The sequence below is a fragment of the Candidatus Methylomirabilota bacterium genome (assembly GCA_027293415.1).
Classification (GTDB): domain Bacteria; phylum Methylomirabilota; class Methylomirabilia; order Methylomirabilales; family CSP1-5; genus CSP1-5.
The window spans coordinates 20,754-36,309 of the sequence record JAPUFX010000015.1 but is presented as its reverse complement, the minus strand read 5'-3'; the positions used below and the strand labels follow the sequence as shown (position 1 = coordinate 36,309).

Genomic DNA, 15,556 nt, shown 5'->3' with positions numbered 1-15,556 from the left:
CGTCCCCCTCACGAAATCGGTCGCCGATGCGGTGTACTGGCTGGTCTTTCTGCTCTTTTTACCCGCAGTGCTGGGTGCCCTGGCCTTGGAAGGGCTGCTCCGGCCGGTCCAAGACATGATGAACCAGATCCTTCGTTTTCTCCCTAGCCTCTTCGCCGCGGGTCTGATCCTGGGCGTCGGCTGGTTCCTCGCCCGCATTGTGCAACGGATTGTGACCAACCTGCTGGTCGCTGTCGGGGCGGACGGGCTGAGTGACCGGGTGGGATTAGCGCCAGTGCTGGGGACGCAGCGCCTTTCCGGGGTCCTTGGCCTGGTCGTCTACATCTTGATTCTTATCCCGGTGCTGATTGCCGCACTGAACGCTTTGGCATTGGAAGCAATCACCCGACCGGCCAGCAACATGCTCAACATGATCCTCGAGGCGATCCCTGCCATTTTTGCCGCCATGCTGCTCGTGTCGCTGGCATATATGGTAGGGCGCGTGGTGAGCGGACTGATCGCCAATCTGCTCAGTGGGGTCGGTTCGATGCCCTCCTGGTGCGACTCGGGCTCGCCAGGGAGTCTGCTGAAGCAGCGCGGACCCCATCAGCCATCGTCGGATACCTCGTTCTCGTGGCGATCATGTTGTTTGCCACCATCGAGGCATTGGGGCTGCTTGGCTTTGAGGCATTAGGTGACCTGATCGCGCAGTTCCTGGTCTTCGCCGATCATATTTTCTTGGGGCTGATCATCTTTGCCATCGGCCTCTACCTCGCCAATCTGGCCTCCAAAACCGTGCTGGCGAGTGGAGCAGCTCAGGCCGGTTTGTTGGCCATGGCCGCGCGGCTCTCGATCGTCGTGCTGGCGGGGGCCATGGCGCTCCGGCAGATGGGCCTGGCGAATGAGATCATCAATCTGACCTTTGGTCTGCTGCTCGGGGCAATCGCCGTGGCCGTAGCGATAGCCTTCGGCCTCGGAGGCCGCGATATCGCGGCCCGCGAGTTAGTGCCCCTCCATCTAACTCCTGCTAAGTAGACCAAGCTTCCGCGAGGGGCACTGAGGGGATGTAGGGGAGAGCCTCCCCTACGCCTGGGGGGTGCTCAGCGAGGCCAAAGCCGCGCGCCGATGGGGGGCCTGCCCCCCTAGCGGAAGTGCCGCACCAAGGGGGGATTGTTAGCGGGAAATAGTTGGTGCGGCACTAGGGGGGTGGATACAGTCCATACGGTCCAAAGACTCCTGAAGGCAAGGATCACGCTGGAAAGAGAGGGCCCGGCTCACAGTGCCGGGCTCTTTCTTTTTCCCTAGGTATGACCGTGGCCGGTCCATGTGCCAGGCAGGAGGAATTCTGAAAGGCCTCTAATCTGGTTCAGTTTTTGCAAGGTGCACCCTTCGAAAAGGAGGGGCCTTTTGGGTTCCTGGGAAGAAACCATTTCGACCTTCCTCGATACCTTCCGCTTGCACAGCATCAAGAGCAAGATCTTGGTCTTCGCTCTGCTGGCCACCCTCATCCCATCCCTGACCATGGGCTGGCTATCGTACGTGCAGAACAAGCGGTCCCTGACGGAAAAGATCACGGAGGAACTGCGAAATGTTACCTCCCATACTGCACGGGAGATTGACTTATGGCTCAAGGAGCGTTTCTACGACGTGCGCGTCTTCTCGAGCTCCTACGAGGTTTCAGAGAACCTGGAGAAAATCCTTCGGGACCACGGTGCCACAGGTAAGGAAGGCAAGGCACTCCGACGCCTAAAGGACTACCTCAAATCGGTCCGGGCGAAATTTGTCGACTACGAAGAACTCCTGGTTATCAACCAGAAGGCCCAAGTCGTGGCCACCACCGCTCGCCGGCCTGGCCCTGTAACCCTCCCACCCGGCTGGCTGAACCTCGCAAGAAAAGATGATATCATCCTGGGTGAGGCGCATTGGGACGAGGCCTTGAAAAAAGTGGGAATGATGATCGCCGTACCTATCAAGGCCGCAAACGGTCGCTTCTTGGGGGTACTGACGGCAAGACTAAATTTTCAAACAATTCATAAGTTCCTGAAAAGCTTCTCTCTTGGAAGATCAGGACACGTGTATGTGATCGCCCAGGATGGGACCCTGGTCATCAGTTCTCGGCTGATCCCCTCGCCATTCATGAAATCAAAACTGGCGCCTCGGACCACCCAGGCGCTGTTTAAAAAAGAGGCGGCCTCACTCGAATACACGGACCACCAGGGGAAAGAGGTCGTGGGAACCCTCAAGCGTGTGCCCCAATTGGAATGGGCGGTTGTAGCAGAGATACGAGGGGAGGAAGCATACGCTCAGGTTGTCCGGCTTCGGAATCTGACCCTGCTGATGGTGTCAGGGCTACTGCTGGGCATCGGCCTGACCGCCTATATCCTCGGCCTCACCATCGTTCGTCCCCTGGATCGCCTGACCAAAGGCGCGGCCAAGGTGGCTGCCGGTGACCTGCAAGTGGATCTTCCCGTCTTGAGCGGCGGCGAGGTGGGTTACATGACCGAGGTCTTCAACGATATGGTGGCCCGCCTGCACCAAGGGCGGGACGATTTGGCCGCCATCAACAACACGCTGAGCGAGAGAAACAGGGAGCTGGCACAGCTCTCCGTCACCGACAGCCTGACCGGGCTCTATAACCGAAAACATTTAATGGAAACCCTCGCCAATGAGGTGGCCCGAGCCCGCCGGCACGAACGTCCCTTTTCGGTACTCATGATCGATATTGATCACTTCAAGAAGTATAACGACAGCTTCGGCCACCTCGCCGGAGACGAGCTGCTTTCCAAGATCGCGTCCATCTTCAGGGAATCGATCCGCAGCGTTGATTATGTGGCGCGCTATGGGGGCGAGGAGTTCCTGGTCATGCTTCCAGAAACCGCATTAACTGGAGGCTTGGAGTCTGCTGAACGTATTCGCACTCGCGTGGCCATGGAGACATTTGGCAACGGGAGCAAACAGATCACCGTCAGCATCGGCGTCGCCGGATTTCGAGAGCACGGCGATGCCCCCGAATCCATTATCGCCAGCGCCGATGCCGCCCTTTACCAGGCGAAGCGCCGCGGGCGCAACCGGGTGGTTCGTGCGAGCACCAGACGAGAAGAGAAAACGAAGCAGCGGGCGAAATCCGTCCGTTAAGCTAAAGCACTCTTGACCGCCCTGCTACCGCCCGCCCACCAGAGTCTGATAGACCCAGCCGCCGCGGCCATCCTCATCTTTAACCCGAACCCAGTCGTCTTTATATGAATGGCCGACGAGCGGGGTGCCTTTCTCTAGCGTGAACAGCACGTCGAAATCGAGACCTGGCCCTTGTCTCACGTTGCTTTTCGCCAACACCTCCAGGGGGAGCGGCAAGGCAAAGAGGACCTCGCCCGAAACGATCGCTATCTTCTCTCGGCTCATCAACCGCTTCTGGCCAATATGCACAAGACTCTTCGCCTGGCTGGCGAGGTACAGGGCGCCGCCGTAGTTATGCTTCTTCAATTCACGGGCGCTCATTTCCAACAGATGCTTGGCCTGGATGACTTCTGGGTTGTCCTTTTGCCCGGCCGCCCTCGCCTTCAGGGCTTTCACGGCAATCTCGGCTTCTGCCATGGTGGAGGCTGCCTCTGCCTTGCTTTCCAGGCTGTGCAGTTTTGCCTTGGTCCGGACCACCTCTTGAACGGCCTCGTCGTATTTTTTCTCCAGTTCCTTGATTTGGGTTTCTTTTTCCAGAACAGCGAGGTTGAGCTTGGCGTTCTCCTTTTCCAGAGCGGCAGTGTGCTCCCCTGCCATTCCTTCGCCAGGGGCCAGTCTCTGTTGCCGCGTTTTCCCGACGCATGCAGAAAGGAGAATAGTCGAGATGATGAGAGAAAATACCAGGAAGAAACGAGGCCGGTACGAGCTGAACGGATGGATCGCGGACATGTCCCCCTCTCTCGGCATCACCACTGTGCCTTTCACCCTATCTCGGTGGCCCTCGAGTTTGAGGAAGAAGCAAAATTTGTACCAGTTTGTCCGAGAATGAGGGACGGAATAGCAGGCGGGAAGGGAACCGTTAGGGGTGTGCCTTGAAGCGTACAAACCTCCAGTACGACTCGGCCTCCGATTTGGTGTGCTGGCTGTTGATTTGGATCCTGATGGCCTGGACCTCTTTCACCTTGCTCCCAAAGAGCTTTTTGTAATCCTCCACCACGTTCCGCGTCTCGGTGACCCACTTCCCCAGCTTCTTATCCCCGGATCGGACCACCACCGCATAGATGGTCACGAGTGGAACCGGGGGAGAAACCTTTGCCGTGGTCCCTACAGGAGCGGTACTGTCCCAGATGTAGGCAATGGCCTGCTTCTTGAAAACCCCCCAATAAAAGACCACATAGAGCTGAGCCGCCTGATCGTCGGTGGCGCTCTTGCGGAAATCCCCCCCTTTGGGGAGCTCGGTGACCTTCCACTGCCACTCCAAGTAGGGGGTCTTGGTGAGGTCTATTCCCAGCTCTTTGTTCAGAGAAAAGGAGGACAACCTACTCCGGAGCTTGAGCACCTGGCTGACCCCGTCAGGCACGAGGGCCAAGTCTGCTTTTCCCTCATGCTCGTGCAGTTCCCATCCCTGTGGGACCGTGTCTTTTACTTGGACGAAGTCAACGACGACCACCTCTTGCGCCCAAACCGCCGTCACGTGGAGAAGGCCCAGAGTCAGCAGCCCGATGGCGACCCGAATACGCCTCACACAGCCCGTGGAAAGTGACGTCATCTGTTGACTTTCTCCTATAGGATCAGACGTACAGCAGGCCGTCGCATCCTCGATTCGCAATTGACACCACCTTCACGCTTCGACTTTCACGCCTTTCCAGAAGGCAGTGTAGCCTTTGATATTCTGGGCAGCCTCCTTGGTGGCGGGGTAATACCAAGCAGCATCCTTATTGACCTGACCCTCCACCACGATGTCGTAGTAATTCGCCATGCCTTTCCATGGGCAAGTCGTGTGTTTGTCGCTTTCCTTGAAGTACTGCTGATTAATCGATTCCGGCGGAAAATAGTAGTTGCCTTCAACGACCTCGCACCTATCGCTTTCGGCCAGGACCGCCCCATTCCAGATCGCTTTCGGCATTGTTGCCTCCTATCCTAAAGAAGCTCATTTCTGGCTGAGGGGGCCCATGGTAGCCTTTTCTGGACGAATGAGCAAGCCCCACTGCACCCCTCCATTTTCCTCCTGTAGCGCGGGGACGGGGGGTGGGGGCCGGCCAAACACGGCACGCCGCTTGCACCTCTGCTTGCGCTAGAACGGTACTCCAGGAGGAGGAAAATGCTCAGAAAACAAATCTGGCCGGCAACCGTCGCGGGTATAATGTTGCTCGTCGCAGTCGGATGCAGTGAGAGCCAAAACCCCATTCAGCAATACGGAAACGAGGTCATCCAAGCGGGCGAACGGGCAAAAAGAGTGAGAGCCAAGGCCGACATGCACGCGCTGAAGACAGCGATTCAGCAGTATTACATCGAACAGAGACGCTTTCCTGCGAGCCTATCCGATCTACCCATTGTCCAGTATCAGGAGATCGACCCCGACCTCTACGCCTATGATCCCAGCACGGGAAGCATTCACCTCCAGTAACCAGGTCTAAAGCCCAGGCTCTAATTGCAGTATACTTCTACATTCTCACTCTGGTGCAGACGGTAGCGTTGAGAAGAGTCGCGGCAGCTCCCGAATGCGCTTCCAACCCTCGCCGAGTTTGACCGCCTCGACCTGGATATCATCAAAATACGCGTCAAGCACCGCGGCCCGCTCCATGGCCAGGGGGGGCGAGCAGTAATCCTCTTCTTCCCAGAGGGCGAGCCCATCCGCGCCGACCCGCGCACCGCTAAGCCCGGCGGTTAGCGATTGGCCGAATGGACGCAGGTCAATAAAAGCGTGCTGCGCGAGTAACTTTTCGAGGTCCGACATGCGCTCTCGTTGGGGCCTGGCCCGCACGAGATAGTAGGCCATAAGGTTTTCACCTCCTTACCGAGAAATTGGCGATAATTATAGCTGAGCTTTCCGCAATTACGAAATGCGAAGGTTTGCGGGGGCGAAGCAAGATTACCGATGTACCTTGGATACGTTCAAAACGACTCTAGTGATACCTCGGGCCAATCCGTTTCTTGCCTGTTGGGGCTCAGGCTTTCAAGGAGGCTTTCGAGTGGACTTTTCCACTTCTCGGGCGAATGGGGTCCCTGAATGACAATCAGACGGTCCACCTCCGCGTCCCTGCCGAACAGGGACTGCAAGCGGACCTGTAGCTCCTCAGCAATCGAATCAGGCACGCCATCGGTCTCGAAAAGGCTGCTATAGGCCTCGGAAACGAGGCTCTGATCATGTTCACGAAGCTCGCTCCGGTTGTTTATCCCCAGCAAAAGCTCGGAGAGGTTCTCGATATCCTGCCATAGCCTGAGCGCCCCGTGAGGATCGCCATCTCGGCTTACCCCGACGCATTCCGCGATTCGACCGCGAAGTTCCTGTAGGTGAACGCGATCGGAGGTACGCAGTTCGCTGTAGATGTCGCTTCGAGTGAGCTTCTTAATGGCGGTAGCAACTTTGCGGAGGCGGTGACGCACATTTTTCGGGTTCGGTGGACCCTTCCCCACCACCGCATTCCGAAACAGGGCATACGCGTGCCGGATTTGTAGCGAGTGGTTCAGTTCGCGGAGATACAGGTCATGGAGGGTACTAGTCAGACCTTCCTGTGCACAGATGGCGTATTCGACCGCAATCGCTGATGCGGTTAACCGTCGACGTGCACTGCTGCACGCGTTAACGAGGCTCCACATCTCTTTGCTAAAACTGTTCTTGCCAAGTTCTTCACGCTCTTGGTGCAGCTCCCATCGGGCCACAAATGACATATCGGCGATCCGCTCGGCGCCATGCCTTGTCGAATCCGTGTCGGAACCAAAGCTGGCATGAGGTGGATCTGACACGGCACCTGTATCGTCATCTGTGATGGGGGTGCTGTAGGATTCAATCACCTGGGTGAAGGTATCGATCGCTTCTGAAAGGGCCTCTTTGATGGTGGGCAGCAGTTCGTCGTGAAGGGGACCTTCCTCTCGCTGCTCGTATCGACGGATCTCGATCCCCTGGGCGCGCTCTACAACCTTAATAAGAGATTCTTGGAGATCTCGCGCACCCATCTCGTGGCTTTTTAGCGGAATGGGAATAGCTTGTCCGGTGCGATCTTCCCGTCTATTTTCTTCAATGAAAGGGACCCGAACTCCCGGCTGTCCTCCCTCACCCATCGGCTATCCCCGAGGACATAGTAGGTGCCCTCGGCGACGGAATAGGGACCGAGATCCGGGTGTGTTTTGCCAACGGCGTACGCCTCCTCCAACCGGTGGCCATCTATATAGACATCTCCCGATCTAATCAGCACGGTTTCCCCGGGGAGTCCGATAATGCGCTTGGCGTCTAACATAGCGGCATCTGGAGTTCTCTTAAACACCACAATGTCCCCTCGCTCGGGACTCGTAAACTGGTAGATGTACTTGTTGACCAAATAATACCCTTCCTTGTGCAACGACGGTTGCATGCTCCTGTCTATCACAAGCCCGAGGGCCACGACATATCCCTGAACGAAGTAATACATCAAGATGGACCAGAACAGGATGAAGGCCATTCTGTAATGTCTTCGGTGCTCTTTCAGGCCCCTGACATAACGCCAGTCAAAAAAAACTTTTTCGTCCTCTGTTCTTGTACGGCCCATCTCCGAAGTGATTTCCGCCATCATTCGCCTCGCTGCTCGCCTTCAACCGCGATTGCTATGAGCTGTCCGAGCATCCGCCTGAGCCACCGTCTTTACACGTACACCAGCCATGTATCGTATGCATATCTGGGGCCACTCCTGGTCTTGTATCTCTTTGTAATTACAGGTGGTTACAGGATACCCCCTCTGCCAAACTGCCGGTTTCCGTACAGCCTCATCAGAAATCCTGACGGGGGCTAGACCGGATCAAGAAGGGAGGGAGGACCACAAAGAGCTGGGTCGCTCTACTACAACGGAAAGAATACTCCTGGCTTGATTTTCCCCTCGATATTCTGAAACGGAACGGTACCAAAATGGCGACTATCTTTACTCACCTTTCGGTTGTCCCCGAGGATGAAATAGGTATCTTTCTCAATCGCATGTGGACCGAAATCGGGATACGTACCGCCCAAAGCGTAGGGTTCGTCCAATCGACGACCGTCGATGTACACGTGGCCTCCCTTGATCAGCAGCGTCTCACCCTCCAGCCCGACCACCCGCTTCAGGATCTCAGGTGTATAGGCATTTTGTCGCAGGACGACGATATCTCCTCGCTTGGGGCGGGTAAAGTAGTAGATATACTTATTGACCAAGTAGTAGCCATCCTCGGGCACCGTCGGAACCATGCTCGTCTCCCGTATGATCCCGACGCTTATGACAAAATGACTGAAAAAGAGATACATGAGGATGGACCAGAACAGGATGAACGCCAGGCGGTAGCTTCTCCGTTTCTCGCCTTTGACGAAGCGCGAGTTAAAAAAGGCTCTCATTTTGTGTTCACGGGATTCTGTCATTATCCGATCGACCTCTGGCTTTGTGGGCGCTGTACCCCAGACTTGTCATCCCCTTGATCGCCGTTTTCTCGGCTGGGACCGACGGAGCTGGGCCACGTTTTTACTAGCAAGTATGGGACCACTGCCAATGACGGAGCCCGATCCGGCTGGCTCACTTTTTGGGACGGACACAACGAATACAAACACTTACGGCCCTCTAAGCACTGCCAGCGGGGCTCGCCTCTAATTTTTTGTCCGAATTTTTCTCTAGAAGGAAACAGGACCAGTCCATAGGTGGGACAGATTGTCTCGATGCTGCTCGGGAAAGGGTCTCTAGTGCCGCACCAACTATTTCCCGCTAACAATCCCCCCTTGGTGCGTCACTTCCGCTAGGGGGGCAGGCCCCCCTTCGGCGCTCGACTTTAGCCTCGCTGAGCACCCCCCAAGCGTAGGGGAGTCTCTCCCCTACAACCCCTCAGTACCCCTCGCGGAAGCTTGATGTGCTCAGGGAGATTTAGTTGGAGGGGTACTAGTACCGTTCCAACTAATTGCGCCAACTTGCTCGCTGCACTCGCTCACGACCCTTGCAACATGGCAGGCCGTTCAAATTAAGTTGGAACGGCCCTAGGGCCTCAGGACCATCCGATGCCCCCTCGAATCGGGGTGACTCACGATGCCTTCGCGTTCCATGCGGTCAATCATCCGACCCGCCCTGTTAAAACCGATCCTGAGGCGTCTCTGCAAAAGAGAAATGGAAGGTTGTCCCGTCCGGCGTACAATCCCTTCTGCCTCACGGTACAGGGCTTCGTCTTCATCATCGGCGACGTCGACGTCTTCGCTCACGTGGTCTTCACCGACTTGGAGCGACCACGGGAAAGGCTCTCGGACCTCTCTCACCTTCAAAAAGTCTACCACACGTGAAATCTCCTGATCCGACACGTAGCACCCGTGAATCCGGGTGGGCTTCGAACTCACCGGAGGGAGAAACAGCATGTCGCCTCCCCCCAGTAACTGTTCAGCTCCGTTCACATCCAGAATCGTCCGCGAATCGACCTTCGAGGAGACCTGAAAGGAAATTCTGGCGGGGAAATTGGCTTTGATCACCCCCGTGATCACATCTACCGAAGGCCGTTGCGTGGCCAATACGAGATGAATCCCTACCGCCCGCGCCATCTGCGCCAAGCGGGCGACCGCACTTTCCACCCCGGACGATTCCGAAAGCATCAAATCCGCAAGTTCATCAATGATGACCGCGAGATATGCGAGCCGGGGACTTCCCTCAGGTCTCCCTCTGTTATAGGCCTCAATTGACCGAACACCAAGCTCAGCCAAGAGCTTGTACCGGGCCTCCATGTGCTTCACCACCAGCTGCAAACATTTTGCGGCTTGTTTGGTGTCCGTCACGACCTGCCACGCCTTCTCTTTTCCATTCATCTCGGGGACAAGTGGGTTATCCACGAGGTGGGGAATCCCGTTGTAAGCAGCGAGTTCAACCCGCTTGGGATCGATCAACAGCAATCTCACCTCTTGAGGGGTGGAACGGAAGAGGAAACTCAGAATGGTGTTGTGAAGAAAGACACTCTTCCCGCTACCGGTGGCTCCAGCGATCAGGAGATGAGGCATGTGTAAGAGGTCCGCAATATAGGGATCGCCTGAGGTGTCTTTCCCGAGAGCAATCGGAAGACAGGATCGACACTTGTCAAAGGTGTCAGAATCCAGGACATCCCTCAGCTTGACGATGGCACGCGTCTTGTTCGGAATCTCTACCCCCACAGCAGCTTTTCCAGGCACGGGAGCGATGATTCGGACGCTCAAGGCCTTGAGAGACAGTGCCAGGTCATCCGCCAAACCGACGATCCGGTTCACTTTGATCCCCGGCGCAGGCTCAATCTCATACCGGGTAATCACCGGCCCCGATTGGGTCTCACTGATACGCCCTTCAACCCCAAAATCTCGGAGGGTCTTCTGCAGGGTTTCTTTGTTGGCCTCACGCTCCTGATCTAAGGGGAGGGTGGACACGAGGCCTGAGGTTTCGAGCAGGGACAGGGAGGGAAGCTCATGTCCCTCTGTGTCCTTCGGGATCGCCTGGACCGCTATCCATTCCTCTCGGGCAGGATCTTGAGCCCCTTCCCGACGTGTCGTCCGAACGGGCTTCTCCCGGGGCGGTCTGGCCTGCCGAGAGACCGGCTCCTTTCCCGAAGGGCTTGCGCGGAACCATGTCCGGATAGAGTAGACCATCGTGGCGAGACGCCGGCCGAGCCATGCAAAGATCTCCCGGAGGGAGCGGATGGTCCCGATGAACGATCCCTGGGAGACCAGGACCATAAAAAGGAGCATCCCGGTCAGCGTTGCCAGGTATAAACCGAAGGGACCCAATGTGGGGCGAAGTGCGGTGAGAAGCAGTATCCCCACGAAGCCCCCTGGGTGCTCTCCCCGAAATGCAGGGAGGAACCCTTCCTGCTCGAGCAGACTCAGGAGGAGACAGGTCGAGCCAAGGAGAAGCAAGAACCCAACGACCCGAAAGGTCTGGGCTTGTAGTCTCCGCCGGCTCACGAGGGAGAACCCGACCCAGAAGAGGGCCAGGGGGAGCAAGAATGCGACAACCCCCAAGATCCCGAAGAGATCTCCAGCCAGGTGGGCCCCCACCAACCCACCGAAGTTTCGCACCGCTCCTCCGCGGGAGACATAGTGAAAGAAGGAAGGATCCTTGGGACTGAAGGAGACGAGGCTCACCAGTAGAAGGAGGGCAAAGGCCATGACGAGCAGACCCAGGACCTCCTTGGTCTTGGGATGGCGAAACAGAGAGGATAAGGCCGAGGAGAGCTTCATCGTCCCTCCTTCACGGTTCCGCGCCCCACACGTCGATGACGATCGGCAGGATCATGGGGCGGCGATCAAAAGCCTTGTGAACGAATTTCCGCAGGGCGACCTTTATCTTTTCTTTCAGGATGCTCGCATCCCCCCGCTCTTCTTCCGGACAGCCGGCCAGGAGCTCCTTCACCAAGTGATTGGCCGCGTCAAAGAACGCCTCCTGTTCCTGCAGATGGACGAACCCGCGAGAGACAATTTCGGGGCCGACCACAATGGCTCTGGTCTGATGATGAAGGCCCACCACAACCACCACCATTCCATCCCTTGCCAGGTGCTGCCGTTCTCGCAAGACAGCATCGCCGACATCTCCCACACCCTTCCCGTCCACAAAGACCCGTCCCCCAGTTACCTTGCCAACAATGTCTCGCTTCTCGGGGGTAAACTCGAGGATATCCCCGTTTTCCGCCAGGCAGATGTGGGCCGGGTCAATCCCGACAGCCGTCGCCAATCTCGCATGGTGATGGCGGTGTCGGTACTCTCCGTGAATCGGGACAAAGAACTTCGGTCGAGTCAGATTCAACATCAGCTTGAGTTCTTCTTGGCACGGGTGACCCGAGACATGCACCGGGGCGAACTCTTCAGTAATGACCTCCGCCCCCCGCCTGAAGAGCTGGTTGATGGTCCGCGCGATCGCCTGGTCGTTTCCCGGGATCACCCGCGCGGAAAAGATCACCGTGTCTCCGGGTGTGATCTCGATCTGCTTGTGCTCGCCTGCTGCCATCCGAGCAATAGCGGACAGGGGCTCGCCTTGTGAGCCGGTCGCGATGATCACCGTCTCGGCCGGGGAGAGGTGCCTGAGGTCGTCCAAACGAACCAGGACGTCTGGCGGGATCCTGAGGTGCCCGAGGTCAGCCGCGATCCGCGTGTTGGCGATCATGCTTTTGCCGTGGATGGCCACCTTCCTCCCCATCCTGGCTGCAACCTCCAGTATCTGCTGGATGCGGTGGATGTGGCTGGCAAAGCAGGCGACGATGATCCGCCGTCTGACCGTGCGAAAGATCTCCTCCAAAGCCTGACCAACGGTCCGCTCGGATGGCGTGAATCCTGGACGCAGGGCATTCGTCGAGTCGGAGAGGAGGACCAACACCCCGCGGTTTCCTAGTTCGGCAAACTTGTGGTAGTCGGTGAGCTTCCCATCCACCGGGGTGGGGTCGAACTTGAAATCCCCTGCGTGGACGACAAGCCCCGCAGGCGTTTCCAGGGCGACCCCGACCCCATCCGGAATGCTATGGCAGACCCGCATGCACTCCACCCGCAGTCCTCCTAGGCTGAAGCGCTCCCGGGGCGCGATCGCCCGCAGGTCAGCCCGGACGTCCTGTTCTCGGATCTTCTCAGCTGCTAGGCCGAGGGAGAGGGGGGTCCCGTAGACGGGGATTGGAAGTTCCTTGAGTAAGAAAGGGAGTGAGCCGGTGTGATCCTCGTGGCCGTGAGTGAGAATGAGCCCTCGGACCTTATCGCGATGTTGTAGAAGGTAGCTGAAGTCGGGGATAACCAGATCAATTCCCAACATCTCTTCCTCGGGGAACATCAAGCCCGCATCGATGACGACCATATCGTCCGCCGTTTCGATGACGAACATGTTCATCCCGATCTCGCCGAGACCACCGAGGGCGATGATCCGGACCCACTCATTTTCCGGCAACGAGCACCACCTCCGATTCTGGTGAGCAGCTGACAGCGGGCCGCTGACTGCTGAGTCTCAGTGGACGGTCACCGCCGGCTTGGCGCTTTTCGCGGTGGTGACCCCGAGACGGCCTTTCTCCCTCACCGGCTTGGTGAGGGCCGCTGTGAGCACCTGGTCCACCTGTTCGACAAAGACAAAGTGCATCCCGCGCCGGATCGTCTTCGGCAGCTCTTGTACATCCTTATCGTTCTTCCGCGGGAGGAGTACCGTCGAGATCCCACTCCGGCGCGCGGCCAACACCTTCTCCTTGATCCCGCCGACGGGCAGGATTTTGCCCCGTAACGTCAGCTCGCCCGACATGGAGACGCTCCGCTTGACGGGAACTTTGGTGAGGGCGGATATCAGGGCGGTGGCCATGGTGATCCCGGCCGACGGTCCGTCCTTCGGGATGGCTCCCGCGGGCACATGGATATGAATATCGACCTTGCCGAAAAGATCCTCTTTGATTTGAAGCTCCGGCGCCCTCGCCCTGGCATAGCTCAGCGCTGCCTGGGCCGATTCCTTCATTACCTCACCCAGATGCCCCGTGAGGGACAGCTGCCCCTTTCCTTTCATCACCGTCGCCTCGACGTACATGATATCCCCACCTGCCTGGGTCCAGGCCAGCCCTAGGGCAACCCCAACCTCGTCCCGTTCCTGCTCAGGTTCGGGGAGATATCTGGGGGCCCCCAGAAACCGGTGGAGATTCTGCAGAGTAACTTTGGTGAGCTCCTTCCGCCCTCCTGCCACTTCTTTGGCGACCTTCCGACAGATGGCGGCGATCTCCCGCTCTAGATTCCTGAGTCCTGCCTCTCGGGTGTACCCGTGGATGATTTTGAGCACGGCTTCGTCGGTGAGCTGTAAACGCCTTTCAGAGATTCCGTTCTCCTGGAGTTGTCGCTGGATCAGATACCGTCGGGCAATGTGGAGCTTTTCCTCCTCGGTATAACCGGAAATGCTGATGATCTCCATCCGGTCCTTGAGTGCGGGAATAATGGGGTCAGCCATGTTTGCCGTTGTGATAAACATGACATTCGAGAGATCGAAGGGGACCGCCAGGTAATGATCGGTAAAGCTGACATTTTGTTCCGGATCGAGGACCTCCAAGAGGGCGGCGGAAGGATCACCGCGGAAATCGGCCCCGACCTTATCGACCTCGTCCATCATGTAGACGGGGTTGTTCGTCCCGGCGGTCTTGATCCCCTGGATGATCTTGCCAGGGAGGGCTCCGATGTATGTTCGCCGGTGGCCCCGGATTTCCGCTTCGTCCCGTAAGCCGCCGAGTGAGATGCGAACGAACTTCCGACCCAGCGCCCGCGCGATGGAGCGTCCCAAGGAGGTCTTGCCCACCCCTGGCGGCCCCACGAAACAGAGAATGGGGCTTTTCATTTTTTTCTTGAGCTTTCGGACCGCCAAGTACTCCACGATCCGCTCTTTGACCTTTTCCAGGTTGTAGTGGTCCTCATCCAAAATTTCCTGAGCCCGCTGGATTTTGACCTTATCCCTGGTGTGCTTGCTCCAGGGCAGCTCGATGAGCCATTCGAGGTATGTCCGGACCACCGAAGCCTCAGCGGCATCCGGGTGCATCCGAGCGAGGCGATTCAGTTGAGTCTTGGCCTCTGCGGCCACCTGGGGAGGCATCTTGGCCTTCTCGACCTTCTCCGAGAATTCCTCGATCTCTTGCTGCCGCTCGTCAGTCTCTCCCAGCTCTTTCTGGATGGCCCGGAGTTGCTCCCGAAGGTAATACTCCCGCTGCGTCTTATCCATCTCCTCCTTGGCCTGGACCTGAATGCGCTGCTGAACCTCCAAGACTTCCAGCTCCTTGAGGAGAAAATCGCTGATCCGCTGGAGCCGTTCCACTGGATTGGTGATCTCGAGAATCTCCACCCCTTGTTCCACCTCCAGGTGGAGATTGGAGGCTGCGAGATCGGCCAGGCGTCCGGGGTGATCCAAGTTACTGATAATAACTAGGATATCGGGGGATATCTGCTTTCCGAGCGAAGCGCTCTTTGAGACTTGCTCTTTGACCGTGCGAATCAGTGCTTCGAGTTCCACCCCCATCGTCGGCACTTCGTCATCGAGGATCTCAACGATCCGGGCCTCAAAGTGCGGTTCCTTCCGGAGGAACTCCGTAATCCGGGCCCGAGCAAGCCCTTGGACCAGGACCTTCACGCGACCATCGGGCATTTTCAGGACCCGCATGACCATGGCAACCGTGCCGACGGCGTGGATCTCCTCCGGACTCGGGTCCTCCACCTCGGCATTCCGCTGAGCCACGAGGATAATAACGCGATCCCGGCTGAGTGCCCCCTCCACCGCCCGAATGGACTTCTCCCGCCCCACAAAAAGGGGAAGAATCATAAACGGGTAGACTACAACATCCCGCACGGGCAGGACAGGGACCGTCTCGGGCATTTTCCGCTCCGATCCCGGGAATCCTTGCCCTTCCAGTTTCACCTCTGTTACGGTCTTCGACTCCTTCTTTCCACGCTTCACCAATGACACCTCCAGTTTGGGATGACTACTTTTTT

At 57.5% G+C, this 15,556-nt stretch carries 12 protein-coding genes and 1 pseudogene; 3 read left to right on the top strand and 10 right to left on the bottom strand.

All coding sequences use genetic code 11. The features are described 5' to 3' along the window. Positions 1 to 67: 67 nt before the first annotated feature. Together O6929_01075 and O6929_01070 are read left to right on the top strand one after the other, a co-directional pair. Positions 68 to 1,014, top strand: a pseudogene (locus O6929_01075) (mechanosensitive ion channel). 372 nt (positions 1,015 to 1,386) lie between these two features. Further along, positions 1,387 to 3,114: a diguanylate cyclase gene (locus tag O6929_01070; GenBank protein MCZ6478987.1), complete on the top strand. Its 1,728-nt coding sequence runs from the start codon at positions 1,387 to 1,389 to the stop codon at positions 3,112 to 3,114. 24 nt (positions 3,115 to 3,138) lie between these two features. Here the strand turns inward: O6929_01070 and O6929_01065 are convergent, their stop codons facing one another. From O6929_01065 to O6929_01055, 3 genes are all read right to left on the bottom strand, one after another. After that, positions 3,139 to 3,918, bottom strand: a complete 780-nt coding sequence (locus tag O6929_01065) for an SH3 domain-containing protein (GenBank protein MCZ6478986.1) — start codon at positions 3,916 to 3,918, stop codon at positions 3,139 to 3,141. Positions 3,919 to 4,012: 94 nt separating this feature from the next. Then, positions 4,013 to 4,678: a DUF3047 domain-containing protein gene (locus tag O6929_01060; protein MCZ6478985.1), complete on the bottom strand. Its 666-nt coding sequence runs from the start codon at positions 4,676 to 4,678 to the stop codon at positions 4,013 to 4,015. Between the two features lie 96 nt (positions 4,679 to 4,774). Then, the gene (locus O6929_01055; GenBank protein MCZ6478984.1) at positions 4,775 to 5,059 is read right to left on the bottom strand and encodes a DUF427 domain-containing protein; all 285 of its coding nucleotides are present in this window, start codon (positions 5,057 to 5,059) and stop codon (positions 4,775 to 4,777) included. Between the two features lie 195 nt (positions 5,060 to 5,254). Here O6929_01055 and O6929_01050 point away from each other — a divergent pair, with 195 nt between their 5' ends. Next, the gene (locus tag O6929_01050) at positions 5,255 to 5,560 is read left to right on the top strand and encodes a type II secretion system protein GspG (protein ID MCZ6478983.1); all 306 of its coding nucleotides are present in this window, start codon (positions 5,255 to 5,257) and stop codon (positions 5,558 to 5,560) included. Between the two features lie 45 nt (positions 5,561 to 5,605). Here O6929_01050 and O6929_01045 read toward each other — a convergent pair whose 3' ends face one another. From O6929_01045 to lon, 7 genes are all read right to left on the bottom strand, one after another. After that, the gene (locus O6929_01045) at positions 5,606 to 5,932 is read right to left on the bottom strand and encodes a hypothetical protein (protein MCZ6478982.1); all 327 of its coding nucleotides are present in this window, start codon (positions 5,930 to 5,932) and stop codon (positions 5,606 to 5,608) included. A gap of 116 nt (positions 5,933 to 6,048) precedes the next feature. Continuing rightward, entirely contained in the window at positions 6,049 to 7,110 is a 1,062-nt protein-coding gene (locus O6929_01040; protein MCZ6478981.1) for a hypothetical protein, read from the bottom strand. Positions 7,111 to 7,121: 11 nt separating this feature from the next. Next, the gene (gene lepB / locus O6929_01035; protein MCZ6478980.1) at positions 7,122 to 7,592 is read right to left on the bottom strand and encodes a signal peptidase I; all 471 of its coding nucleotides are present in this window, start codon (positions 7,590 to 7,592) and stop codon (positions 7,122 to 7,124) included. A 374-nt stretch (positions 7,593 to 7,966) separates the two neighbouring features. Then, positions 7,967 to 8,488 carry a signal peptidase I gene (gene lepB, locus O6929_01030; GenBank protein MCZ6478979.1) on the bottom strand — a complete coding sequence of 174 codons (522 nt, stop codon included), beginning with the start codon at positions 8,486 to 8,488 and terminating at the stop codon, positions 7,967 to 7,969. 627 nt (positions 8,489 to 9,115) lie between these two features. Next, positions 9,116 to 11,320, bottom strand: coding sequence for a DNA translocase FtsK (locus tag O6929_01025; GenBank protein MCZ6478978.1), 2,205 nt, complete (start codon positions 11,318 to 11,320; stop codon positions 9,116 to 9,118). 10 nt (positions 11,321 to 11,330) lie between these two features. After that, a complete protein-coding gene (locus O6929_01020; protein ID MCZ6478977.1) occupies positions 11,331 to 13,004 on the bottom strand; it encodes a ribonuclease J in 1,674 nt (557 codons plus the stop codon). Between the two features lie 57 nt (positions 13,005 to 13,061). Beyond that, a complete protein-coding gene (lon, locus tag O6929_01015; GenBank protein MCZ6478976.1) occupies positions 13,062 to 15,440 on the bottom strand; it encodes an endopeptidase La in 2,379 nt (792 codons plus the stop codon). Positions 15,441 to 15,556 lie beyond the last annotated feature (116 nt).

Excerpts from the sequence above, each read along its gene's own strand:
- O6929_01055 (MCZ6478984.1), bottom strand. The coding sequence starts at position 5,059 with ATGCCGAAAGCGATCTGGAATGGGGCGGTCCTGGCCGAAAGCGATAGG.
- O6929_01050 (MCZ6478983.1), top strand. The coding sequence starts at position 5,255 with ATGCTCAGAAAACAAATCTGGCCGGCAACCGTCGCGGGTATAATGTTG.
- O6929_01045 (MCZ6478982.1), bottom strand. The coding sequence starts at position 5,932 with ATGGCCTACTATCTCGTGCGGGCCAGGCCCCAACGAGAGCGCATGTCG.
- O6929_01040 (MCZ6478981.1), bottom strand. The coding sequence starts at position 7,110 with ATGGGTGCGCGAGATCTCCAAGAATCTCTTATTAAGGTTGTAGAGCGC.
- lepB (MCZ6478980.1), bottom strand. The coding sequence starts at position 7,592 with ATGGCCTTCATCCTGTTCTGGTCCATCTTGATGTATTACTTCGTTCAG.
- lepB (MCZ6478979.1), bottom strand. The coding sequence starts at position 8,488 with ATGAGAGCCTTTTTTAACTCGCGCTTCGTCAAAGGCGAGAAACGGAGA.
- O6929_01025 (MCZ6478978.1), bottom strand. The coding sequence starts at position 11,320 with ATGAAGCTCTCCTCGGCCTTATCCTCTCTGTTTCGCCATCCCAAGACC.
- lon (MCZ6478976.1), bottom strand. The coding sequence starts at position 15,440 with ATGCCCGAGACGGTCCCTGTCCTGCCCGTGCGGGATGTTGTAGTCTAC.